At 37.1% G+C, this 22,745-nt stretch carries 27 protein-coding genes and 1 tRNA gene; 22 read left to right on the forward strand and 6 right to left on the reverse strand.

What is annotated here, in order from left to right; genetic code table 11:
* On the reverse strand, positions 1 to 1,214 hold a 1,214-nt coding region (locus tag C6988_RS01745; RefSeq protein WP_182132953.1), incomplete at its 3' end, for an NOP5/NOP56 family protein.
* Positions 1,215 to 1,328: 114 nt separating this feature from the next.
* On the opposite strand from C6988_RS01745, the gene C6988_RS01750 reads away from it, so the two are divergent.
* From C6988_RS01750 to C6988_RS01795, 10 genes are all read left to right on the forward strand, one after another.
* Positions 1,329 to 2,216 carry a dihydroorotate dehydrogenase gene (locus tag C6988_RS01750; protein WP_255464134.1) on the forward strand — a complete coding sequence of 296 codons (888 nt, stop codon included), beginning with the start codon at positions 1,329 to 1,331 and terminating at the stop codon, positions 2,214 to 2,216.
* Positions 2,200 to 3,012, forward strand: coding sequence for a dihydroorotate dehydrogenase electron transfer subunit (locus C6988_RS01755; protein WP_182132955.1), 813 nt, complete (start codon positions 2,200 to 2,202; stop codon positions 3,010 to 3,012). The genes C6988_RS01750 and C6988_RS01755 overlap by 17 nt, the downstream gene beginning before the upstream one ends.
* Positions 3,013 to 3,063: 51 nt before the next feature.
* Positions 3,064 to 4,791 carry a B12-binding domain-containing radical SAM protein gene (locus C6988_RS01760; RefSeq protein WP_182132956.1) on the forward strand — a complete coding sequence of 576 codons (1,728 nt, stop codon included), beginning with the start codon at positions 3,064 to 3,066 and terminating at the stop codon, positions 4,789 to 4,791.
* Between the two features lie 43 nt (positions 4,792 to 4,834).
* Positions 4,835 to 5,017, forward strand: a complete 183-nt coding sequence (locus tag C6988_RS01765) for a 30S ribosomal protein S30e (RefSeq protein ID WP_182132957.1) — start codon at positions 4,835 to 4,837, stop codon at positions 5,015 to 5,017.
* 81 nt (positions 5,018 to 5,098) lie between these two features.
* Positions 5,099 to 6,193, forward strand: a complete 1,095-nt coding sequence (radA, locus tag C6988_RS01770; RefSeq protein ID WP_182132958.1) for a DNA repair and recombination protein RadA — start codon at positions 5,099 to 5,101, stop codon at positions 6,191 to 6,193.
* A gap of 329 nt (positions 6,194 to 6,522) precedes the next feature.
* The gene (locus tag C6988_RS01775) at positions 6,523 to 6,825 is read left to right on the forward strand and encodes a 50S ribosomal protein L21 (protein WP_182132960.1); all 303 of its coding nucleotides are present in this window, start codon (positions 6,523 to 6,525) and stop codon (positions 6,823 to 6,825) included.
* Positions 6,825 to 7,151, forward strand: coding sequence for an RNA polymerase Rpb4 (locus C6988_RS01780; protein WP_182132962.1), 327 nt, complete (start codon positions 6,825 to 6,827; stop codon positions 7,149 to 7,151). The genes C6988_RS01775 and C6988_RS01780 overlap by 1 nt, the downstream gene beginning before the upstream one ends.
* Before the next feature lie 9 nt (positions 7,152 to 7,160).
* A complete protein-coding gene (locus C6988_RS01785) occupies positions 7,161 to 7,736 on the forward strand; it encodes a DUF655 domain-containing protein (protein WP_255464135.1) in 576 nt (191 codons plus the stop codon).
* Positions 7,733 to 8,428 (forward strand): 16S rRNA (adenine(1518)-N(6)/adenine(1519)-N(6))-dimethyltransferase RsmA, encoded by a 696-nt coding sequence (gene rsmA, locus C6988_RS01790; RefSeq protein ID WP_182132966.1) that lies wholly within the window; start codon positions 7,733 to 7,735, stop codon positions 8,426 to 8,428. The genes C6988_RS01785 and rsmA overlap by 4 nt, the downstream gene beginning before the upstream one ends.
* Entirely contained in the window at positions 8,421 to 8,939 is a 519-nt protein-coding gene (locus tag C6988_RS01795) for a HemK2/MTQ2 family protein methyltransferase (protein WP_255464136.1), read from the forward strand. Before rsmA ends, C6988_RS01795 begins: the two co-directional genes overlap by 8 nt.
* Here C6988_RS01795 and C6988_RS01800 read toward each other — a convergent pair whose 3' ends face one another.
* The gene (locus C6988_RS01800) at positions 8,940 to 9,974 is read right to left on the reverse strand and encodes an isocitrate/isopropylmalate dehydrogenase family protein (protein WP_182132970.1); all 1,035 of its coding nucleotides are present in this window, start codon (positions 9,972 to 9,974) and stop codon (positions 8,940 to 8,942) included.
* A gap of 111 nt (positions 9,975 to 10,085) precedes the next feature.
* Between C6988_RS01800 and C6988_RS01805 the strand changes: the two genes are divergently transcribed.
* From C6988_RS01805 to C6988_RS01820, 4 genes are all read left to right on the forward strand, one after another.
* Complete coding sequence (locus tag C6988_RS01805) at positions 10,086 to 10,832, forward strand: metallophosphoesterase family protein (RefSeq protein ID WP_182132972.1); 747 nt, start codon at positions 10,086 to 10,088, stop codon at positions 10,830 to 10,832.
* 32 nt (positions 10,833 to 10,864) lie between these two features.
* Positions 10,865 to 10,951: transfer RNA gene (locus tag C6988_RS01810), tRNA-Ser, on the forward strand.
* 38 nt (positions 10,952 to 10,989) lie between these two features.
* Complete coding sequence (locus C6988_RS01815) at positions 10,990 to 11,151, forward strand: hypothetical protein (RefSeq protein ID WP_182132974.1); 162 nt, start codon at positions 10,990 to 10,992, stop codon at positions 11,149 to 11,151.
* 73 nt (positions 11,152 to 11,224) lie between these two features.
* On the forward strand, positions 11,225 to 11,395 hold the full coding sequence (locus C6988_RS01820) for a hypothetical protein (RefSeq protein ID WP_182132976.1): 171 nt from the start codon (positions 11,225 to 11,227) through the stop codon (positions 11,393 to 11,395).
* Here C6988_RS01820 and C6988_RS01825 read toward each other — a convergent pair.
* Together C6988_RS01825 and C6988_RS01830 are read right to left on the reverse strand one after the other, a co-directional pair.
* Complete coding sequence (locus C6988_RS01825) at positions 11,385 to 12,122, reverse strand: SirB1 family protein (protein ID WP_255464137.1); 738 nt, start codon at positions 12,120 to 12,122, stop codon at positions 11,385 to 11,387. The genes C6988_RS01820 and C6988_RS01825 overlap by 11 nt on opposite strands.
* A 92-nt stretch (positions 12,123 to 12,214) precedes the next feature.
* Positions 12,215 to 13,405 (reverse strand): hypothetical protein, encoded by a 1,191-nt coding sequence (locus tag C6988_RS01830; protein ID WP_182132980.1) that lies wholly within the window; start codon positions 13,403 to 13,405, stop codon positions 12,215 to 12,217.
* 84 nt (positions 13,406 to 13,489) lie between these two features.
* Here C6988_RS01830 and C6988_RS01835 point away from each other — a divergent pair, with 84 nt between their 5' ends.
* The gene (locus tag C6988_RS01835) at positions 13,490 to 14,362 is read left to right on the forward strand and encodes a methyltransferase domain-containing protein (protein ID WP_182132982.1); all 873 of its coding nucleotides are present in this window, start codon (positions 13,490 to 13,492) and stop codon (positions 14,360 to 14,362) included.
* On the opposite strand, the gene C6988_RS01840 is transcribed toward C6988_RS01835, so the two are convergent.
* Complete coding sequence (locus tag C6988_RS01840) at positions 14,357 to 14,797, reverse strand: GNAT family N-acetyltransferase (protein WP_182132984.1); 441 nt, start codon at positions 14,795 to 14,797, stop codon at positions 14,357 to 14,359. The two genes, C6988_RS01835 and C6988_RS01840, sit on opposite strands and share 6 nt — an antisense overlap.
* A 120-nt stretch (positions 14,798 to 14,917) precedes the next feature.
* On the opposite strand from C6988_RS01840, the gene C6988_RS01845 reads away from it, so the two are divergent.
* The 7 genes from C6988_RS01845 (at position 14,918) to C6988_RS01875 (ending at position 21,880) form a co-directional block, all read left to right on the forward strand.
* Entirely contained in the window at positions 14,918 to 17,614 is a 2,697-nt protein-coding gene (locus C6988_RS01845; protein ID WP_182132986.1) for a fibronectin type III domain-containing protein, read from the forward strand.
* A 77-nt stretch (positions 17,615 to 17,691) separates the two neighbouring features.
* Complete coding sequence (locus C6988_RS01850) at positions 17,692 to 17,880, forward strand: hypothetical protein (RefSeq protein ID WP_182132989.1); 189 nt, start codon at positions 17,692 to 17,694, stop codon at positions 17,878 to 17,880.
* 169 nt (positions 17,881 to 18,049) lie between these two features.
* Positions 18,050 to 18,289, forward strand: a complete 240-nt coding sequence (locus C6988_RS01855; protein ID WP_182132991.1) for an Lrp/AsnC ligand binding domain-containing protein — start codon at positions 18,050 to 18,052, stop codon at positions 18,287 to 18,289.
* Positions 18,290 to 18,293: 4 nt separating this feature from the next.
* Positions 18,294 to 18,449 (forward strand): hypothetical protein, encoded by a 156-nt coding sequence (locus C6988_RS01860; protein ID WP_182132993.1) that lies wholly within the window; start codon positions 18,294 to 18,296, stop codon positions 18,447 to 18,449.
* A 2-nt stretch (positions 18,450 to 18,451) separates the two neighbouring features.
* Positions 18,452 to 19,417, forward strand: a complete 966-nt coding sequence (locus tag C6988_RS01865; protein ID WP_182132995.1) for a thiamine pyrophosphate-dependent enzyme — start codon at positions 18,452 to 18,454, stop codon at positions 19,415 to 19,417.
* A 43-nt stretch (positions 19,418 to 19,460) separates the two neighbouring features.
* Complete coding sequence (speB, locus tag C6988_RS01870; RefSeq protein ID WP_182132997.1) at positions 19,461 to 20,312, forward strand: agmatinase; 852 nt, start codon at positions 19,461 to 19,463, stop codon at positions 20,310 to 20,312.
* Positions 20,309 to 21,880, forward strand: coding sequence for an aldehyde dehydrogenase family protein (locus C6988_RS01875; protein ID WP_182132999.1), 1,572 nt, complete (start codon positions 20,309 to 20,311; stop codon positions 21,878 to 21,880). The genes speB and C6988_RS01875 overlap by 4 nt, the downstream gene beginning before the upstream one ends.
* Here the strand turns inward: C6988_RS01875 and C6988_RS01880 are convergent.
* Entirely contained in the window at positions 21,862 to 22,734 is an 873-nt protein-coding gene (locus C6988_RS01880; RefSeq protein WP_255464138.1) for a proline dehydrogenase family protein, read from the reverse strand. The genes C6988_RS01875 and C6988_RS01880 overlap by 19 nt on opposite strands.
* Between the last annotated feature and the right edge of the window lie 11 nt (positions 22,735 to 22,745).

The raw sequence follows: 22,745 nt of genomic DNA on the forward strand, positions 1-22,745 counted from the left end.
CCTCTTGACTCTCCTCTATCACTTCTTCTAAAGTCACGATTTCCTCTTGACTCTCCTCTATCATTACGAAAATCCCCTCTTGGAGTTGGTTTTTTCTCAGTGGGCTCTTTGTACTTTTTACCAATCTCATCAACTCGAATGTTTAACTTCTCAAGTAATGTCTTGTTAAGGCCTCCACCATACACATCAACTCGTGCAGCAATTGCAGCCTTTGCAGCTACTGCACGTGCTATCTTTCCCCGCTGCCATCTTGGTGCTGCATGAACTAGTGCATGCTGAAATAACAATCCGTGTTTTGGTGGTTGGGAACCTGTCTTTAATGATCTAAATAGTGCCTTTTCTGCGCCAAGAACTTGAATTGTACTGGCAGGCATTGATGCAAGTTTCTTTAATCCACCTGCTCTGGCAAGAATTCTTGCCCCCACTGCAGTTCCAAGAATTGCAGCAAAATTAGGAGCAATCTCATTCATTTGAATTTCAATATGTGATTCTAACTTTTTTCTTAAATCATGTAATTCAACAATTTGTCTTGCCAATGACTGCACAATCACTAGATTTTCATCTGAAATATCTCCTCCTCTACTTTTTTCACTTACTAAAAGCAGCATCTCAACTTTTGATTCTGGAAATCCTGCATCGACAAATACATTCTTTGTTAGTTGAGTTCTTTTACCTGCTAAAACAATCTGTGCATATCCATATACACTATCAATAATGTTGTCTAATTCGGGAAAATGTAGCCCATACCACTCTCTTAATCTAGAACTAACTCCATTTCCAATCTTATCAATGTCATCTAATGTGTTAATAGCCTGAATGATGTGCAAGTCTGGACTTTCTGATACTTCGGTAACTTTTGATGAGGATAACTGAATAGCAAAGTCACGAAGTTTTACCATTGCATCGTTTTGATCTTTTGCAAAACCTGCTGTTACGAGAATTTCAGGCTTTGAAGCATGAATTTCATTTACTCCATCCTCACTCATTAATTGAGCATCAATAGAATTTTTTTTCAAAATTGATAACAATGCTTCATCACTTACAGAGATCACACCGTCAAGATTTGCAACATAATCAATCAGATCATCAATTCCAGCTTCTCCTTTTCGTACTGAAATGTACTCTTTTGATGGATTTGAGAATGGAAATGATTTCTTACATTTTTTCTCCTCGAATACTGCGATTCCCATCTCTGTCAAAACGACTGTCTGCATAACTAGTTGATTTCAAATCATTCCATTAAAAAAGGTACCAGCAAAGACTAGAATCAACTATTATATTCCAAAGTCAAACTAGATTTAAAAGTGAAGCCTTCTCTTGCGACCTCCTTGGGACCTATCAAATTAGAGCGTCCAATAATGCTCGCTTCTGGAATTTTAGGAATTTCACTAGATGTCTTTAAGAGAATTCATCAATCAGGGGCTGGTGCTGTAGTTACAAAGTCACTGAGCAAAGAACCCTGGGAGGGATATCCAAATCCTACGATATTTAGCGTAAAAGGAGGTGGATGGATTAACGCAGTTGGTCTCTCAAACCCTGGAGCAACTAACTTTGCAAAGATGATTTCTCAAAACAAGGACGTTCCAATTATTGTCAGTCTTGTTGGCTCTGTTGGGGAAGACTTTGAATTCATGGTATCTCAATTTGAAAACTGTAACGTTACTGCATATGAGCTAAATCTATCCTGCCCCCATGTAGCAAAAGTGGGTCTAGAAGTGGGTGATGATCCTGAACTTGTTAAAAAAATTGTAAAGACTGTCAAAAAATCTACTGATGTGCCTGTTATAGCTAAGGTTGGATTGGGAACTACTCATTATCTTAATACTGTTGGAGCATGCATTGATTCGGGAATTGACGCAATAACTGCAATTAACACTTTACGTGCCATGGCAATTGATGTTGAAACACAACGACCAATTCTCAGCAACAAAATAGGAGGATTATCTGGCACTCCGATCAAACCCGTCGCACTTCGATGTGTTTTTGAAATATCATCCAAATATGATATTCCAATAATTGGATGCGGAGGAATATCTACATGGGAAGACGCTATAGAATTCTTTTTAGCTGGAGCATCCGCAATTCAAATTGGCAGTGCGATTGGGGACAACTGGCTTGAAATATTTAATGAAATCAATGTTGGTATAGAAAAATACATGGAAAGAAAAGGCATTACAAAAATTGAGGAGATGATAGGTCGTGCAAAGAAATCATAATCATCCTACAATTTGTACTATTGAGAAAGTAATAGATGAAACACCTACAGTTAGAACTTTGGTATTTTCTGATGATGTAATGTCTAATGTTTTACCTGGGCAATTTGCGATGGTGTGGATTCCTGGAATTAACGAATTGCCAATGAGTGTCATGATTTCACAAGATAAGGGAAAAGCTGCATTTACTGTCCGTAGACATGGTCCTGCCTCTACTGGTCTATACAATATTGGCCCAGGCCAACAAATTGGTGTGAGGGGACCCTATGGAAATTCTTTTGATATTAAGTCAGGAAAATTATTACTTGTAGGTGGAGGTACTGGACTAGTTCCTTTGATGCGATTAATCACTCATCTTAAACCAACAGATGATGTCACTGTTGTAATGGGAGCAAAAACAAAAGATGAAGTTTTCTTTGAAGACTTGGCAAATCATCTTCTGCAAAAAAATAATCACAAAGTTATCGTCACAACTGATGATGGAAGCTATGGTACCAAGGGATTCGTCACCGATGTAGTCGAAAAATTATGTAAAGAAGTAAAGTTTGATGGAATTTACGCCTGTGGGCCAGAAAAAATGATGTACAAGACAGTACAAATTGCAAATTCCAATAATCTCTTTGTACAGGCAAGTCTTGAGCGAATGATGAAATGCGGTGTAGGAATATGCGGTAGCTGCTGTGTGGGTGAAAACCTAGTGTGCAAGGACGGAACGATCTTTGATGGCGATTATCTCTCTTCAAATCCTGAATTTGGTCATTTTTACAGAAACAAGGCTGGAATTTTGGAAAATTACTAAGACTGGCTAGGAAGGTTTAAAATAAATTAAGAAATTATTGCCCACAAGGGAATGGCACATCCAAAGATAGTATTGACAGCAGATCGTACTCTCATGTCGCCATATCGACACCTTTCTTTAGCTACATTTTTTGGCTGTGCTCCTGCACTAGACCCACATCGTGATAAGAAGAGCTTTTGGTATAAAATTCTCAAAAACCAAGTGACTCCAAAAATTTTGTTTGATTTTATCTGTAATCCAATAGAACACACAAACGGTGTTGCAAATTATGCTCCGTACGGACTACGAAAAGTTGAGGCAGGACTGCTACGTGATGGCTTTAGACGAGAAGACGTAGTTGTAGCACATCCTGATCATATTGAGAAATTCATCGGACCTGAAACCCAAGTAGTTGGAACATACGAAATGGATCCACTTGGAATGGGACCTGTTACTATGACCTTTACTTATGGACGAAAGCAGATGTCATACGATGAATTTTACAACAGAGATTTACACATGAGAATTAATGCCGCAAAGAAGAAGAATGGAAGCAATGCCAAAGTTATTGCTGGTGCTTCTGGAACTTGGCAATACAACTATGATCCTGAAAAAATCGAGGAGTATGGACTATATGCAATTTTAGAAGGAGAACTTGGAGGTATAGCCCCTGAAATTGATGGACATGCAGGACGCTTTTTCAATTATTTGATTAATGGTGACTTTGAAAACATGAATCCATTTAGAAAACGAAGTGATTTCAAAGTAAACATCAAAGAATTCCAACGTGAAGGTCGTACACTACATGGAAGATTTGTAAACTTTTGGGACAGACCAGACCTTGAAGATATTCCAGATATTGTAGAACCAAGTATGCATGGAATGGTTGAAGTAATGAGGGGATGTGGACGTGGATGCAAGTTTTGTGATGTTACACTTAGAGCATTAAGATACTATCCACCTGAAAAAGTCAAAAAAGAGATTGAGATAAACCTCAAAAAAGGTGGAGAAAAATCTGCATGGATACATAGTGATGACATCTTTGTTTATGGAATGGATCCAAAGACAAGCAAAGGCATGGAGCCAAACAGAGAGGCATTAGAGGATCTGTTTACTGCAATAATGTCTACTGGCGTTGAACACACTAACCCAACTCATGGAACTCTTGCAGGTGCAATTGCTGATGAAAAACTAATTCCAAACATCTCAAAAATTATTCGCTCAGGACCAGAGAACTTGATTGGTGTTCAATGTGGATTTGAGACTGGCAGTCTACGATTAATTGAAAAATATGCTGATAGAAAACTTGCTCCATACCGTCCAGAAGAATGGCACTGGGTAGTAAAAGAAGGAGTAAAAACTCTTAATGAACACTATTGGGTTCCAGCATTTACCTTGATTATGGGTCTAGATAATGATGAGACCCCAGAAGATTCATGGGAGACAATTCAGATAATTAACGAATTAGAAAAAGAACAACCTGATTCCATGTTTACTACAACACCTTTGACATTTGTCCCAATTGGCTTGCTAGAAAAATCTGAATTCTTTAACATTGGAAACGAGATGGACCCGGCACAACTTGGTGTCATGTACAAGACTTGGCAACACAACTTCAAGTATGGTATTCAAAAATTCATGACAAAGACTGGAGGTCAAAAAGGTCCAAAGAAATACTTCTTTAACATGATTGCACGATCCTTGGGAGGCGTTCCATTGGGCGCAATGGAGAGATATGCCAGACGAAAGAGCCGTGAACACGAGCGAGTAATTGAGAAGATCAAAGCCAATTATTGGTAAATTTTATACAAATACATAAATTCACATCAAATCATGATTAATTATGGCAACTCACGGTTCGCTTACTAAAGCGGGAAAAGTTAGAGGACAAACTCCAAAAGTTGAAGGAAGAAAAAAAGTCGGTACTAACTCTAGCCTTAGAAACAAGAGCAACTTTAAGAAGCGATTTGTACTCAGTCGTATTCCTGGTCAAAACAAACCCGGACAAAGAAAAAGACGTCGCTAGATCTTTTTAGCTAAACTAACTCTTTTAGAATAATTTAACAAAACAACATCCTTATAAAGTACTAGTACCGTACCTTACGGTATGGTAGAAGATTTAAGATTAGATAGTTTGGAGGGTGTAGGCCCTGTAACTACAAGAAAATTAACTGACGCAGGAATCCACAATATTATGGATCTCATAGTCCGAGGTCCAGTCGAAATTGCCGAAATTACTGGCATGGAGAAAGACACTGCAGATAAAATTGTCAACAAAGCACGACAGCAACTAGTCGAAGAAGGATTAATTGCAAAAGACTTTGTTAGTGCAACTGATATCTACAAAAGAAGACAGGATATCGGAAAAATCACCACGGGTACTAACTGTCTTGATACATTATTGGATGGAGGCTTAGAAACACAAGCCCTTACTGAAGTTTATGGTGAGTTTGGTTGTGGTAAAACACAATTCTGCCACACAATGTGTGTTAATGTTCAAAAACCAAAAGAAGAAGGTGGTCTGGATGGAGGTGTCTTGTACATTGATACTGAGAATACCTTTAGACCAGAAAGAATTGTTGCTATCGCAAAAGCAAATGAGATGGATCCAGAAAAAGTTCTAGATCGAATCATTGTTGCTAGAGCATACAACAGTGCACATCAAGTACTAATTCTCGAAGAGGCAGGACCAATAATTGAAGAACACAACATCAAACTAATCGTTGCAGACTCTGCTGTAGGTTTGTTCCGCTCTGAATATCTTGGACGAGGAACATTATCTGCACGACAGCAAAAACTCAATCACTTTGTGCATCTGCTATCCCGTATAGCAGAGACATACAATTGTGCTGCAATTGCAACAAACCAAGTTATGGCATCTCCTGATGTCTTCTTTGGTGATCCTACAAGACCAATTGGAGGAAACGTTGTGGCACATACAAGCACCTATAGAATCTACTTTAAGAAATCTGGCAAAAAGAGAATTGCAAGAATGGTAGACAGTCCACATCATCCTGAAGAAGAAGTCATCTTTGCATTGGGTGAAGCCGGTGTAATTGATCCTGATGAGGATGGAAAAAAGACAAAAAAGACTACAAAAAAGACTAGCAAAAAAGAAGAAACAACAACTGACGTCAAAGAAGAACCATCTGCAGAACCAACGGAATCTAGTGTAGACGAATCAGAACCAACAAACGAATAATTTTTTTCTCCTGTTGTTGCCCATCGGGCAACAAATCATTTTCTTTTTTAATTTTTAAAAAAATCCTATCCTTAAAAATACAAAAGTTATGGCAAAAAATCAACTTTTACTACGCTTGGCGTTTTTCCTATTTTTTTTGATATAATTCCAATGAATCTAATGGTAAGAATTCAAAAGCGCATAATAGAGCACGAAATAAAGAAACTAAAGCATGAGCTCTACACCCTAGAGGAATAATCCTCTACTTTTTCATTATTCGAATACTTTGATCGGTAGGCTTGATTTCACGGTAAGTGTTAAAATAGGGCTATTCGAGATTTTACTCAGATATGACAACGAAAAAGCCATCTGGCCGCTCACATGGATTCAAGCATAAATCCAGGTCAGTCATGACAAAAAGCTCCCAACGAGGTGTTTCATTTCTACTACGAGAATATAATGTAGGGGAGAGAGCACTAGTCATTATTGATTCCAGACAGCATAAAGGAATGCCTCACAGACGATATCATGGAAAGGTGGGCACAGTCACAGAAGTTGGAAGACGTGCAGTAACCCTGGACGTCAAACTAGGTAACAAGACGAAAACCTTAATCACTAGATTTGACCATATCAAACCGTTCGGTGTTCAATAATGGAAGAGATAAAGAAGAAACAGGCTATTTCGATTTCTGAGGTCAAGGAGATTCTTGAGAAAGGAGATCCAGAATCAATGGACCAAATTCAACGCTGGACATATGATTATGTTTCCAAGTTTGTAAAGATTGATCCAAAAGATGCAAAAAAAATGAAACAGCAATTAGTAAAAGAATGTGATCTTACTGAAGAAGAAGCTGTAGAAATCGTAAACATTAGACCAACTACATTGGCAGAACTACGTTCTTTCACATTTGGTTGGAAAAAATTAATTCTTGCTGAAACGCTAGAAAAAATGCTGAAGATAATCAAGGAGAACTCCTAACTCTTTTAGGTGACTTTTTTGGAAAGGGCCAATGTACCCCCTAGAAAATATGAAGAATACGCTTACGTATTGGATTTTAACGCAAGGGGAAAATCATCCACTGTTCGTGGTCGTGAAGGAATAATTGTTACTGCCATAGGTGAAGACAGGCTAACTCTATTAGAAATTTTAGGAATACCAAATTCAGCATTTGAAGTTGGAGAGCGAATATACATTGGAAAAGATGGAAGAACTAAAGTTTTGTCGGTGTTGGGAAAACTACAGTATGAAAAAATTTCCTCATCTGCACAAAGCGAATTACCTGGAGTAGTTGAAGACATTGTTACAGAAAACGAAGAGAGATTTGTAAATTATCTAAACAATGCACAGCCATTAACTCCAAGAATTCATGCACTTGAACTTATTCCTGGAATAGGTAAAACATACATGAAAACAATGCTAGAAGAGCGAGAAAAGAAAAAATTCACTAGTTTTGATGATATACAAGAACGAGTTGGGCTAAAAGAACCAATAAAGCATATCTCTCAAAGAATCCTAGAAGAAGTAACTGGCGAAACTAGAATGAATCTTTTCGTCAAAAAATGATAAAGCGAAAGCGACTAGGACAACACTTTCTAACATCTAATTCCATTGCAGAAAAGATAGTCCGTGCAGCAAAGATAACTAACACAGATACTGTCTTGGAGATAGGAACTGGGAAGGGAATTCTCATAAGCCTATTATGTAAAAATGCAAAAAAAGTAATCTCAATTGATGCAGACAAAATGCTTTACGAGAAGGCAAAAAAACAATTCAGCAATTTACCAAATCTTGAATTGCAACATGGTGACGGATTCAAAACTGGAGAAAAATTTGATGTGCTTGTCTCTAATTTGCCTTACTCAAAGAGTAGAGAGGCAATTGAATGGTTAACTCAGCAAAAATTTGACCGTGCAGTAATAATGGTTCAAAAAGAATTTGCAGAAAAATTACTCTCAAATACTGAAAAAAGAGCAATAAGCATTCTTGCACAATATTGTCTGGATATAGAAAAGGTACTCCATGTAGGAAAAGAAAATTTTAATCCTCCACCCAAAATTGATTCCGTTGTTTTGTCAATTACATCCAAGAGAACTCTTTCTCTGAAAATGATTCATGCTGTAAACAGGCTCTTTTCGTACAGGAGAAAGACACTTCAGAACATTCTAAAACGATTCGATATTACTTCTGATTCTAAAAAGCGCCTTGATGAAATAGATGGAGATGAGATAATAAAAATTGCAAAACAAATTGCATAAAGGGCAATATGATCCTGCAGAAGACACTTTCTTCTTAGAGGACTGCATTAAAAATGAAAAAGGCAAATCTGCCCTTGAAATAGGAACTGGATCCGGATACCTAACAAAAGTACTTGAGCGTTCATTTGATTTTGTTGTAGGAACAGACATCAATCTTGATGTTTTAAAAAACCAGACATATGCATCGCAGAATCTTTTGTGTTGTTTTGGGGCAGATGCAATTAATTTACAATTTGATCTTGTGATTTGCAATCTTCCCTATCTTGCTACTGATGAAATACTTGATATTGCAACCGATGGTGGAAAAGAAGGCCTTGAGATTCCATTACAAATAATCAAATCTGCAATTCCAAGCATCAGGGAGGGGGGGAAATTTTTCTTTATAACTTCGTCTCTGTCAAATTTTACAAAACTTGTGGAGGAGACAAATAAGATGGGTTTGAAAGCAAGAATTTTTGCAACAAAGAAATTATTTTTCGAAGAATTAATTGTTGTTGAAGCGGTAAAATAATTATTTTCTTAGCTTTTCTTTTGCAATGTTTGTAATTGCATCTGCCATTTGTGTTGTAGTTGCATTTCCACCAATATCAAATGTAACGTATTTTCCTTCATTGATTACTTGATTTGTTGCATCAAAGATTGCGTTTTTAATATCTGGCTCACCCAGATATTCTGCCATCCATGCACCAGATAGTACAGTAGCAGTAGGATTAACTTTGTTTTGTCCTGCAAAAGATGGTGCACTTCCATGAGCTGCCTCAAACATTGCGTAATTCTCACCCATATTTGCAGAATAGATTAATCCTATTGAACCAATTAATCCTGATGCAAGCTCTGAGATAATATCCATAAAGAGATTTGTACTAACAAGTACTGCCCCATTGAATTGCTCAGGGGCTACTACTAGCTGTTGGGCCATATTGTCAATGTAAATTTCTGATAACTCAATGTCTGGATGATCTTTTAGTGCAGTTTGTATCTCATCCCAAAATATTCCGTCTGTTTGTTTTAGAATATTTCTTTTGGTAATGGCAACCATTTTTTTCATATTGTAATCATTTGCCCACTTTAATGATGCCTTGATGAATCTTCTACATCCTTGTCTTGAAATTTTTCTGATGGCAATTGCAACATCGTCTGTTAGTGTAGCCTCTACTCCGGTGTATAGGCCCTCAGTTGCTTCTCTAAAACAAACACAATCAAGATTTCTATTTGGAGTTAGTCTCTGATATGTCTTACATGGTCTTATATTGGAAAATAATTCAAATTTTTGTCTGAGGGTTACTGCAACACTTCTTGGTGCTCCTGGAACTGGTATTGTAGTGGTTGGTCCTTTAAAACATGCATCAGTCTCTTCTAAAACCTTCATGGTTGAATCGGGAATGTAGGATTTGTCCTTTCTGCCGTTTCTGTCCCATTGTTCAGAACCTGCTTCACATAAAATTAATTCTGATTGCATGTTGCATTCTTTTAGCATCTTAAGCATGGCATCAACTACTTCGGGACCTATACCATCTCCTTTCATGATGGCTGCTTTCTTTGCCATGTCAGTTGCAAGTCATGATGTTACTTATTTAACTCTACCCTGAAAATAACCCTCTAGTCTACGAATTTTGTATAGAGACAATTTATTAGAGCAATTGAAAATAATTTTGTCATGTTACTAGTTCAACTTTCTGACTTGCATGTTGGTTCTCAATTTCAGCAAGAAGTCTTTGATAAAGTTCTACAAGAAGTAAACGAGTTAAAGCCTGATGCAATCATAATTACAGGAGATTTAACAAATGAGGGACTGGTAAGTGAATATACAAAGTGTAAAGAACTAGTATCTAAATTTAATACAAAAAAAGTCATAGCCCTTAGTGGAAACCATGATTATCGAAACACCGGTTATCTTGTGTTTAAAAAATTCTTTCCTTTTGAAACAATTAACGAATTAGAAGAAGATGTAGTTGTAGTTACTCTTGGTACTTCCAGACCTGATAGAAATGAAGGTGAGGTTGGATACAGACAAAACTTGTGGCTAGAGCGAACAATGAAAAAATACAAAAACCGTGTAAAGATACTGGCCATGCATCACCATCTTATTGGAATTCCAGACACTGGCTCTGATCGATTAACTGTGATTGATGCCGGTGATGTGTTGAGAACAATTCTTGATACAGATGTAGATCTTATTTTATGTGGTCATAAACACCGACCATGGATTTGGAATTTTAAAAATTTACAAATTGTAAATGCTGGAACTGCAACATCTGAACGAGTCCGTGGGTTGTTTGAGAATACATACAATATTATCAAAATCGAGAACAAAAAAGTTCAAGTTGATTTGAAGATTGTTGGTGGAAAACGTGTTCCAATTGAGGATATCGTAAAAAACTACTCTAGATTTGGCGAAGAATGAATTTATTTACAGATTAAGTTTAGCATGCGTGTGCGGAGGTCGCCTAGCCTGGTAGGGCGTGGGATTGCTAATCCCATGTCCGCAAGGACTCGGGGGTTCAAATCCCCCTCTCCGCGCCATCCTTAGACTTAATAGACCGTTTCATGGATTTTTAAGAATGGGGCGTAGAAAGACCCAAAAAATTATCAAGACTGGGCCAAAGAATGTCACTACTGGAATGTGTCCACTGTGCAAAACTATTGGTAGAATATTCATTATAGGACAAACAGGAAAAGAGAGAGCAAAATGTCCTGCATGCAATCAAGAATTTGATTTGTAGTTCAAAAAGCTAACAAAGGCCTCAACAAAATTACCCATAACTTTTTAAGGAAAAATTCTCCTTTTACAACATCATGAGTGAAGAAGCAGAAACCATCTATGAGAGAGTCGCACGACTTGAAGATGAGGTCGCATCTCTAAGAAGCGAACTTGATGTCTTCAAAAAGGCCCTTCGCAACAAGATTGCAAGACATGAAATAAGAATGATCAAAGAAGGCAGAGATATCTCGTCTATTATTGACTAGACTTATCTTTGATACTTTTAATTAATTCTAAAATAAAATCCACGTCTTCTCCATTTGGATTCATCTCCAGATATTGATTCAGATATTTTAGGGCTACATCGGAATTTAGCATTCGTTCTTCAAGAATTCCTTTGTCTCTGATATCTTCAGGCGAATTCTTTTCCAATGCAAGAACCATATTGGTACATCTTAGGGATTTCTCATAGGCATAAGACTGCGCATAAGAGTTCTTCAAATTTCTTGCAAGCCTAATGAGAATCATTTCTGTTGTTATCTCATCTAAAAAATTTGGCTCAAACTCCACTCCTTCACCAAAGTTTCTATCTAAAATTTCCTGAAGATCTGTAATTTCTAATAACCTTCCACCATAAAATGGATCGAGGATCATCTCTTCGTTGTATTTTACTACAACATGGCTTGGAAATCCTACGATCTTTAATTCTAAACCAATATGCTTTGCAACTTCTACATAAAGAATTGACAAAGTAATTGGTATTCCTGATTTTTTATCAATTACAGCGTTTAGAAAATTGTTTTTTGGATTATAGTAATCTTCTTCATCTGCTTGATATCCAAAATTATCAAACAACACTTCATTTAGCATAGAGATTAGGTATGTGGGATTTTTTACTTCAGTTACTGAAACTTTGAGTGCCTTGCCAATCTCATTTATTTTTTGTACATAGGAATTAATGTCAAGCTCTGGATACTCTAGAATCTGTGCCATCTTGAGACATTTTTCTACTAAATTATACTGATCACTTTTTGTAAAAGATATCCATTCTGCTAAAAAAGGGTCAAACTTTTCTTCCAATTTTTTTAAATTCTTTTCAGGTATGATGATGGGTCTTTTAGCTCTCTAGTGGAAGGATGGTTCTCAATTAACATCTTAAATGCCTGCTTTCCGTGCTTTTCAAAAACAGATGATGTAAAGTCCTTACCCATACTTTTTCTCACTCTGTATGAAGAATAATCAGTTCCCATAAACGTTGTAAGATAATTTTGAAAATCGTCGTCATCTCTGAGAATATCTTGTACTGCAAATTCTGCCATGCCTTCCATCGTAGTAAATGCAGCATGATGGGTCTGAATTGGACCTAGCCATCTCTGATAGATGTCTAATAACTCAGGAACCATTTCAGAAATTTTCGGGTCTACTTCCACTTTAGTAAACGTCATAACATCTGGCCCTAGCACGTTTACGATAAAATTATCTGGATTTAGCATAAAAAACAGATTTGCTCTTCTTGCAACTGGGAATTCATCAGGAACAGAAGGAAGCTGAAGATACTCTGATAACTTTGATGAAGTCTGATCATCTAAGGCTAAAATTATCCTTGCAAGCTCTTCATTTAGAGTATTTACCTTGATTACTGCTTCTTTGTTTACTCTGTGAAGGTTTTCTTGAAGGGAATGAACTGTTTCTTCAAGCATCGTCATCTTTAGTGCACCAGTGTATCCTGATCTGACTGACTCTGCTCTTGATTCATAGGGTGGACCCTGTTTGTACAAAATTATTTGTGGATAGCTAGAAAGAACAAATTTGTTTAGGTAAATTTTAGAGTCAAGATAGTCTCCATAGGTAGTTGATATCTTTGAGATGTATCCTTTGGCATAAGTTGAATAAACTAAAAACTTTGCAGTATCTTCCTTTATCAAATTAGAAATCTTTTCTAAATTTTCATTTGCAACTGCATCAAATAGCTTGTCAGTAAATATTCTGCCAGCATCATCTGCAAAGACCTTTTTTCCTTTTAGCATTTTAAAATCATGCAAATCCGGATATGTTATCTTCAAATCATTTGAAACAGGAATTCCAACATATTGGGAGATCTTTTCTTTGAGTGAGTCAAAAATTTGTTGGCATGACTTTTCAATATCTTCAAATTTTACTGTAAAACTAGAGTCTTCTGAAATTTTTTTGGATAGCTCTGAAATCTCTTTTTCCTCATTAATCTCCACTGATAATTGATCCATTAATGCCTCAGCAAACTCTTCATACTCTCCCATAGTGACTTGATTTTTTAGAACTAAATTTAACACTATCTAGCTTTGTGAATACGTATTAATCCAAATTTGCAGATAAAATTTACAATGCATCAATCAAGTCTGAATTTCATTTTTTGTGTTAGATGCAATGGGCCACTTGAGCTAGATGTTTTTTCATGTTCTGATGAAATCAAGGAAGGATTTCTACTTTGTAAAAAGTGTGATATTTTGTATCCAATTGTATCTGGTGTTGCGATTCTTTGGAATGATTTTGTATCCTATTTGAGCAGAAGAAAAAAACTAGGAGGTCAACTATTCAATGAGGCAAAAAATTCCAAACTAAAATCTCATATCAAAAAAACTCTTTCTGAAGTAGAAAAAAATGTGGAGGATCAGACTCTAATTGAGAAAAGATGGGCAACAATTTACCAAAATAATTCAAAATCAAAATTTTATTCAAAGATAAAGTCGATATTAAATCAGATTGAATCTGATGTCTCCTTGGAGCATGGTTGTTCTATAGGTACCATCTCTGAACATATGGCAAAGACAAGCAATCAAGTTTTTGGTATTGATAAATCATTTTTTGCAATAAAGACTGCAAAAGAAAAGAAATTATCTAATGCTGATTTCTTCGTGGCCGACTCTCTTTTACATCCTTTTGCAAATCAAAAATTTGGCTTAATACTTGCCCTAAATCTTCTTGAAATTATAGAACCAATTGATCTGATCAAAACTATATCATCTCAGATGCAAAAGGGTTATCTAATAATTTCTGACCCGTATGATTTTGATAGGGGTAAAAATTCTGTAAAGCATACTGTAAACGAAAAAGAACTTAGGGATGAACTAAAAAAATATTCTTTTTCAATATCTAGTGATACAAAAAAGGAATCATTTATTCCATGGAATTTACAAATAGCAAAAAGAACTGAACTAAAATACTTGGTAGATGTCGTGCTTGCAAAAAAATTATAGTGATTTTGTAAACGATAGACCAGATTGCTCAAAGCCAATCTTTTTGTAAAATTCATGGGAATCTGTTCTTTGATTTCCTGACTCTAGTCTTATTCTATGACAGTTTTTTTCTTTGCCTTGTTTTATGCAAGAATCAATTAGCATCTTTCCTAGTCCTTTTCGCTGATGTTTTTCTGAAACGATTAACTCTGGTATGTACAGCTCAGGTCTTTTTTGATTTAATCTTGTTAAAAACATCATACTTGCCATCCCGATTACTTTAGAGTCGTCTTTTACAACTAGAATTTCCTTATCGCTATCTTCGATGTATCTTTTTAGCATGTAGCGGAAAAATTCGGAATCTGACTTGTCTTCAGGTTTTGGTCTTCCTAATTCCTCTAGTAATTCAAGCATGTCTGAAATGTCATTGATTGATGCAGATTCCACCACACCCATAACTATACCTGGTAGACTTCTCTTAAGAACAATTCCTTGGGCGTGCCTTAACTTAATTCAATCACTAGTTCTAAAATAATTAATTCGAAGCTATCTAAACGCCGCCTGTAATGACTAATCGTGAATTTAGCAATTTTTGCACTATTGGCATTTGGCCTTTTATCTCTAGGTCTAAGCACGTCTGTATATGCGGCCTCTGAGCCTGATCCTCCAAAAAACCTCTTAGCAGATGACATATCTCCTACGGCAATTGACCTCTATTGGAGTGCTCCTAACGATGATGGCGACTCTCCAATCACCGGATACAAAATCGAGTTTAAAATCGTTCCAGATGGGTATAATGTTCTAGTTGCAAACACTGGCTCAAATAGCACCTTTTACTTCCACACCGGATTACAAACCGATAAAACCTATGTTTATCGTATTTCTGCAATTAATGCCATTGGTACAAGTGAGCCTTCTTCTGAAGCAGTAGCTACTACTTCTGCATCATCATCTCCACCCCAACACATTCCACCAAATCCTCCAACTGATCTTACAGCAAATGACATGTCGCCTACTCAGATTGACCTTACATGGAAAAAACCTTCAGCTAATAATGGCCCACAAGTAACTGGTTACAAGCTTGAAAAAAAGTCAAACTCTACATCATATTCTGTTCTAGTAAACAACACGGCATCCACTAGTTATTCTGATACTGGCGTAGTAACTGGAACCACATACACCTACCGTGTATTTGCAATAAACTCTGTTGGAATTAGCAACTCTTCAGCAACTGTATCTGCTAGTACATCTGAAGCATCAGCGCCCCCTGTTGAGGAACTCGCTCCTAATTCACCAAGTGGATTGTCTGCATTACCTGTGTCTCCAAGTGAAATAACACTTAGCTGGAACAAGCCTGCAGCAAACAATGGGCCACCTGTTACAGGATACAAGATTGAAGTAAAATCTGGAACTGGTTCATACAATGTGTTAGTAGAGGATAATGGTCCAAACAGATTCTTCAAACACACTGGTCTTAACACTGATACAAAATACACATACAGAGTTTATGCGATAAACTCTGTTGGATTAAGCAATGCCTCGCCTGAAAGTACTGCACAACCAAAACATACTTTTGTTCCAACTCAATTGATTGCCACAGATGTTTCCCCAACACAAATTGATCTTGAATGGCAGGCACCTTCACAAACCTACGGACAAAGCATTGTAGGATACACAATACAGGAAAAAATTACAACTGGAGTTTATCAGACTATAGAGCAGACAAGTGATAAAAATACACGCTATTCTGTGACTGACCTTGAAACTGACAAAACCTATACCTTTGTAGTATTTGCAAGATATTCACTAGGCTCTAGTGATTTATCCGCAGAAGCATCTGCGACTCCTACCTCTGCATCAAAACCGCCTGTAACTGACACCGTTCCTTCTCCACCACGAAACCTCAAGGCTGCTGCAAGCTCACCCATTCAAATTGACCTTACCTGGGATGCTCCAATCAATAATGGTGGAACTGATGTCACTGGATATAGAATCGATGCCAAAGTTGGCGCTGGTTCCTACTTTACTCTACTTCAAAACACAGAGAGCTCAGTTAGAGCCTTCTCACATCCGGAACGTGAGCCAGGGACGTCTTACACCTACAAAGTTTATGCAATAAACTCTGTTGGAACAAGTGCTGCATCAAATAGCGCAACAGCAACTCCCAGCTCATCATCTCTACCAAAAATTTCCGGAACTACTCCATCACCTCCAACTGCATTAGAAGCTGTCTTGTCTTCACCAAACCAAGTTACGCTAACATGGAAAGTTCCAACCATAGATGGTGGAACTGAAATTACAGGATACAAAATAGAATCAAAGACTGGCTCAGGTGCCTTTGTAACGCTATCACAAAATGCAGGAACAAAAACAACTTACACTCACTCTGATCTAAAATCATCTACAACATACTCGTATAGAGTTTCAGCCGTAAATGTAATTGGCACAAGCAACCCCTCAAATCTTGTAACAATTACAACAGAGTTTATTCCTAACCCTGACCCAACAAAAAGAATTCCGGGATTTCCTGACCCCACAAAGGATCCTCAATACTATGTAGAGCGATACCAAAATGAACCAGAGTACAAAGCTTGGTTTGATGAAAACTTTCCGGACTTTACCATCTATGAAGTAGTTGGATTACCTGAACCATCCACTGATCCTTTAACAGTCATTCCAGGATTTCCAGATCCTGAAGTTGACCCACAGTACTATGTAGATAGATACAATGAAGAAGAATCATACAAAGCTTGGTTTGATAAAAACTTTCCAAACCATACTATCTATGATGTGGTTGGTGCAGAGCCTCCTCCAGAGCCAGAGTTTGGAGTCTGTGGACCTCAAACCACTTTGATTAACGGCACGTGTGAAAAAATTTCTGCTAATCCCGGAGGTGGCTGCCTTATCGCAACTGCAGCATATGGAACCGAGATGGCACAACAAGTACAGCTTCTCAGAGAAGTAAGAGACAACACTTTACTATCAACTGAATCTGGAACATCATTTATCACTGGATTCAATGGTATCTACTACTCCTTCTCACCAACAATTGCAGACTGGGAGAGAGAAAACCCAGCATTCAGGGAAGCTGTAAAGGCATTCATCACTCCGATGGTATCCACACTATCAATAATGACATTGGCTGACCAAGGCTCAGAAGAACAAGTGTTACTGCTTGGAATCTCTGTCATTGCATTGAACCTTGGAATGTACATTGCAGCACCAGCAGTGGTTGCAATCAAGGTAAGAAAGCACTTGAAATTAGGAGAGTAATTATCAACTTTGGAAATTATTAGCACTAGATGATAATCAATCTTTCCCATAAATATAGAAAAAGGCAATACGGAGTAATGGATAAAAAACTCGTTTTGATGGGAATTGCTTTAATGGCCATAGGAATAGGATTTGGTGCAGCGGGAATAGTGGATGTACAAGTTGAATTTTGGCAAGGAGCTTCAATTTGGACTGTAGGTGGAATTGCGATGATTTCAGGAATAACCATTTTTAATAAAGAAGAAGGATTTTTGGCAGGAAAGTAGGTATTGAATAATTAATTTAGACAGATTTTTTATTAATTACTTTACAAATATTCAGTTAATATTATCTATTCTTTGCATTCATATAGAAATTCTTTGATTGCCTTAAAATACTTTTACGAGCATAAGACAGCATGACAGCATCAAAAAGTGATCCAACGGGGGTCAGATAATGAAAAAAGCCTATGTCTTAATCAATTGTGCACTAAATAAAGAAGAAGAAATTCTCAGAGATTTACGAAATCAAGATAGTGTCAAAGAGGCCCATGGAACATTTGGTGCTTACGATATCATTGTAGAAGTTGTATGTGATACTGCAGAATTACTACGAGAGACCATAACTTGGAAGATTAGAAAGATGCCTCACATTAGATCCACACTAACTTTGATGGGAATAGGGGGACAAATCTAAGAAGATGAAACAAAGTCTTTCGTTCAAAAAAGATGATGATGATTATCTAAAATGCGATTCATGTCAGATAAAACTGCCTCACTGTCATTGCAAGTGCCCTTATTGTGGAAAGCGTGATGAATGTGAATGTGCCCTCTTTGATGCAGCAACTGGAGGATAACTTTGGCACAAAAACTTGCAGAGTTTAAGACCAATGTACACAATGATTGGTGTGCAGGCTGTGGGGATTTTGGAATTGTTAATGCAATTCAAATGGCGCTTGCAAATTTGGAAATTCCAAGACATAAGGCAGTAATTTTTTCTGGTATAGGATGCTCTGGAAAAACTTCTCATTTTGTAAATGTGAATGGAGTTCATTTTCCTCACGGAAGATTATTGACTGCAGCTCAGGGTGCAAAGATGTGTAATCCCGAATTAACTGTAGTTGGTACAGCTGGAGATGGAGATGGATTAGGAATTGGCGCAGGACATTTTGTTGCAGCAGGAAGGCGTAACATCGATATCACTTATTTGATTTATGATAATGGTGTTTACGGATTAACAAAGGGTCAGGCATCTCCCACACTGAAACTTGGAGACAAAACAAAATCACTTGGCAACCCCAATCCAAATTACTCCGTTAATCCTATAGGCCTTGCAATAGCTAGCGGTTTTACATTTATTGCACGAAGCTATTCGTATAGCGTAAAGCACTTGATGAATATCATAATGCAAGGAATAAAACACAAAGGACTTTCCTTTATTCAAGTTCTCCAGCCCTGTCCTACATATAATGACATTAACACGAGGGATTGGTATTCGGGATTTGATAACATTGATCCTAAAACAAACAAACCCATTCCAAGATTATATGATCTTGAAGAGACAGGATATGACCCAGTTGTAAGGCAAAACTCTCAAGCAGAACTCAATGAAAAATTAACTCAAGCACTAATCAGATCACTTGAGTGGGGTGACAAAATTCCAATAGGATTGTTTTACCAAAATCCATTGATTTCAACATGTGATAGAAGGCTCTCAGAAAATAACCCAAATTATAAGGAAAATCCTCCGGCATATCAGAAAATTGAGGAAAATAGCAAGCCTACTACTGACGTCTCAAAAATGCTTGATTCCTTAGAGATTTGAGGTAATAATCAAGACACAAATTCAGTAATGGTGTAAGGTCTTCATGGATAAGATTTGTTGGGCAAATACAGAAAGATTTGAGGAAGCTAATTATGTCATTGTGGGAATCCCTGATGAATCCCAATCTCACGCACTACGAAAGGGCACTGAAGAAGCCCCCTATAGAATTAGGCAGATCTCAAATGAGCGTGATTCTTTTGAGCGGAGCGGAAAAACTTCGTTAGGGCGTCCATTTACTGGTAGTACCAAGAAAGTTTTTGATCTTGGAAACATCACAAGAGTGGAGATTGATGAAACATTTGATAAAATTACTTCTTCCTCAAAAATTCCAATATCAATTGGTGGGGATCACTCTATCACTAGACAAATTATTCATTCCATGGCAAACCGCTTTGAAAAAATTTCACTAGTATACTTTGATGCACATCCTGATTTTGTAAGTTCCACTACAAACTATTATGGTTCTGTGGTACATGATGTAATTCCAAACATTGATGTTGATTCAAGCATTCAGATAGGAATTAGAACCCCAGAACAAGAAGAACTAGATAACATCAACAAATACAACTTGCAAGTGATAACTCCTTTTGATATTCAAGAGCAAGGCATAAAAAAAATCACAGAATCTGTTTTGAATAAAATTGGAAAGAATGTGTATGTCTCATTTGATATGGATTGCATAGATCCTGCGTTTGCACCTGGAGTTTCTGTTCCAGTTCCAATGGGTTTGAGCAGTACGGATGCCATGTATATTTTAAAAGCAATTGCAGCTAAAGGTATAGTTGGAATGGATATAATGGAAGTCTGCCCGAGTTTTGATGTTAAAGACAGAACATCACATCTTGCATCACGAATCATCTCTGAAGTTATTTATTCATCAGGTGAAACACAATGACTGAATTTGAAAATGAATTTACTTGGGGCAAGGCAGTGCAAAATAATTCTACTAACGAGTTTCATGCAAATTTTGATAAAGCAATAGATGAAGTACAAAATAATTTTGGAAAAACATATCCAATAATTGTAAATGGCAAAGAAGTCTTTTCTGATTTTTGTTTTACAGTAAAATCCCCTGCAGATACTAGAATCTCAATTGCAAAATTTCCAAAGGCTTCCATTGAGGATACCCAATCAGCCATTGCTTCAGCAAAAGAATCCTTTGAAAAATGGAGTAATATCTCATACCAAAAAAGAGCCGAGATCTTTAGAGACTGTGCAAACATCTTCTCAATGGAAAAGTTCTCCTTGGCTGCACTCATGACATTTGAGAACGGAAAAAATCGCCTTGAAGCAATGGGTGATGTTGATGAGGCAATCGATTTTATGCGATTTTATGCCTACCAACTAGAAAAAAATGAAGGATTCTGCAAACCCACATTTCACCCCAATCCTAATGAAAAGACCCAAACTGTTCTCAAACCATTTGGAGTGTGGGGTATTATTGCACCGTTTAACTTTCCATCTGCAATTGCAATTGGAATGACTACTGGTGCACTAATCACCGGTAACACTGCAGTACTAAAACCTGCAAGCGATGCACCATTATCATCATACAAATTTGCAAAAATTATATTCCCAAAACTTCCTGCAGGAGCACTCAACTTTTTGACTGGTTCTGGAAGCGTTGTTGGTCAGACTCTGATTGAGAGTCAAGATGTTGATGGAATTGCGTTTACTGGTTCACGCGAAGTCGGCATGTCTGGATTTAAGGAATTTACAAAATCATCTGCAAGACCCTTTATCTCAGAGATGGGTGGTAAAAATCCTGTAATCGTAACAAAAAATACTGATTTGGATAAAGCAGCAGATGGTGTATTAAATGCAGCATTTGGTTTTGGAGGACAAAAGTGTAGTGCATGCTCCAGAGTTTACGTGCAAAATGAAATTGCAGATCAATTTGTTTCAAAACTTGTTGAAAAAACAAAAAAGCTAAAGATAGGAATGCCTTGGCAAAAAGAAGTATTTCTGGGACCAGTGATTAACCAAGATGCAAAATCAAAATTTGAAGATGCTGTAAACGTTGCAAAAAAAGATGGCCAAGTACTTGCTGGCGGCTCTGTAATTAATGCTGTTGGTCTTGAGCACGGATATTTTATAGAGCCTACAATTGTAACTAAACTTCCTGAATCCCACAAGCTAATGAAAGAAGAACTCTTCTTACCCTTTTTGTGTGTACAAAGATTTGAAAACTTTGATGATGCAATAAAGCTTGCAAACCAAACAGAGTATGGCCTTACTGCAGGAATTTTTAGCAATGATCAAAAACAGTTAGATGATTTTTTCTCAAAGATTCAAGCAGGTGTTGTTTATGCCAATCGTTCTGCCAGTGCAACAACTGCTGCATTAGTATCTAGTCAGCCATTTGTAGGTTGGAAAAATTCCGGTTCTACAGGTAAAGGTGCGGGTGGAGAGCAGTATCTGCAACAGTTTATGCGTGCCCAGACTCAAACCCGCTGTGACTGAATAAGTGAGCTTCCCAAAAGCAAAATGTTTCGCTTTCTCTCCTTGATTCTTCTAATGGAATATGGTAGCCAGTTTGTGCCATAAGGGATATAGTCTGATACAACAAATTTTCGCTTTATTAGGCCTGGTTTTATGTCATCCCGAATTCCTCTAAGCATCTGAAATTCAAATTTTTTAGGATATCTTTTTGATAATCGCTCTACTTTAGATATAATTTTTCCATCATGTGTTGCAACACCAAACTCGTTACCGTTTTTGAAAAGAATCCTTACAAGCCTCATGAAATTTTTATCAACCTCCTCTTTTGACTTGAATGCAATCTCTGCATTCTCACTGTATGCTCCTTTTACTAGACGTATCTTGGCACCTATCTCGATTAAATTTTTCAGATCATCTTCAGTTCTCTTTAGATTTGCCTGCAAAGCAATTCCCAGTCTTTCATATTTAGAGAAAAAGGAATTGTATATCTCAATTGTCTCATCAGTGTGATCAGCTGATTCCATGTCTATCCAAACAAAGATGTGCTGCTCTCGGGCATTTTGAATAATCTTTTCAAAATTTTTATGACATTCTCTTTGGCTAATTGATAAACCTACTTGAGTTGGTTTTACAGAGATTGCTCCTCGGATATTCCACTTTCTTAATGAATTTGAAATCTTTTGGTACTCCTTTACAGTTGTAGAAATTTGGCTTTTTGATGTATGATACTCTCCAAGCTTGTTAATGATCACATTTCGTCCATTCTTGTATGCTTCCTTTGCAGAAGTTAAGGCATCATCAATTGTGTTTCCTGCTATCCACTGCTTGGCAAACTTGAAAAGCACTTTTTCCATTAATTCTATTCCAAATGACATCTACTGTAATT

This window comes from Nitrosopumilus sp. b1 (genome assembly GCF_014078545.1).
Classification (GTDB): domain Archaea; phylum Thermoproteota; class Nitrososphaeria; order Nitrososphaerales; family Nitrosopumilaceae; genus PXYB01.

Coding starts and splice junctions, on each gene's coding strand:
- C6988_RS01850 (WP_182132989.1), top strand. CDS start 17,692: ATGGATAAAAAACTCGTTTTGATGGGAATTGCTTTAATGGCCATAGGA.
- C6988_RS01830 (WP_182132980.1), bottom strand. CDS start 13,405: ATGGGAGAGTATGAAGAGTTTGCTGAGGCATTAATGGATCAATTATCA.
- C6988_RS01880 (WP_255464138.1), bottom strand. CDS start 22,734: ATGTCATTTGGAATAGAATTAATGGAAAAAGTGCTTTTCAAGTTTGCC.
- C6988_RS01840 (WP_182132984.1), bottom strand. CDS start 14,797: ATGGGTGTGGTGGAATCTGCATCAATCAATGACATTTCAGACATGCTT.
- C6988_RS01775 (WP_182132960.1), top strand. CDS start 6,523: ATGACAACGAAAAAGCCATCTGGCCGCTCACATGGATTCAAGCATAAA.
- C6988_RS01860 (WP_182132993.1), top strand. CDS start 18,294: ATGAAACAAAGTCTTTCGTTCAAAAAAGATGATGATGATTATCTAAAA.
- C6988_RS01815 (WP_182132974.1), top strand. CDS start 10,990: ATGGGGCGTAGAAAGACCCAAAAAATTATCAAGACTGGGCCAAAGAAT.
- C6988_RS01800 (WP_182132970.1), bottom strand. CDS start 9,974: ATGGCAAAGAAAGCAGCCATCATGAAAGGAGATGGTATAGGTCCCGAA.
- C6988_RS01875 (WP_182132999.1), top strand. CDS start 20,309: ATGACTGAATTTGAAAATGAATTTACTTGGGGCAAGGCAGTGCAAAAT.
- C6988_RS01825 (WP_255464137.1), bottom strand. CDS start 12,122: ATGGCACAGATTCTAGAGTATCCAGAGCTTGACATTAATTCCTATGTA.
- rsmA (WP_182132966.1), top strand. CDS start 7,733: ATGATAAAGCGAAAGCGACTAGGACAACACTTTCTAACATCTAATTCC.
- C6988_RS01820 (WP_182132976.1), top strand. CDS start 11,225: ATGAGTGAAGAAGCAGAAACCATCTATGAGAGAGTCGCACGACTTGAA.
- C6988_RS01765 (WP_182132957.1), top strand. CDS start 4,835: ATGGCAACTCACGGTTCGCTTACTAAAGCGGGAAAAGTTAGAGGACAA.
- C6988_RS01855 (WP_182132991.1), top strand. CDS start 18,050: ATGAAAAAAGCCTATGTCTTAATCAATTGTGCACTAAATAAAGAAGAA.
- C6988_RS01805 (WP_182132972.1), top strand. CDS start 10,086: ATGTTACTAGTTCAACTTTCTGACTTGCATGTTGGTTCTCAATTTCAG.
- C6988_RS01835 (WP_182132982.1), top strand. CDS start 13,490: ATGCATCAATCAAGTCTGAATTTCATTTTTTGTGTTAGATGCAATGGG.
- C6988_RS01760 (WP_182132956.1), top strand. CDS start 3,064: ATGGCACATCCAAAGATAGTATTGACAGCAGATCGTACTCTCATGTCG.
- radA (WP_182132958.1), top strand. CDS start 5,099: ATGGTAGAAGATTTAAGATTAGATAGTTTGGAGGGTGTAGGCCCTGTA.
- speB (WP_182132997.1), top strand. CDS start 19,461: ATGGATAAGATTTGTTGGGCAAATACAGAAAGATTTGAGGAAGCTAAT.
- C6988_RS01780 (WP_182132962.1), top strand. CDS start 6,825: ATGGAAGAGATAAAGAAGAAACAGGCTATTTCGATTTCTGAGGTCAAG.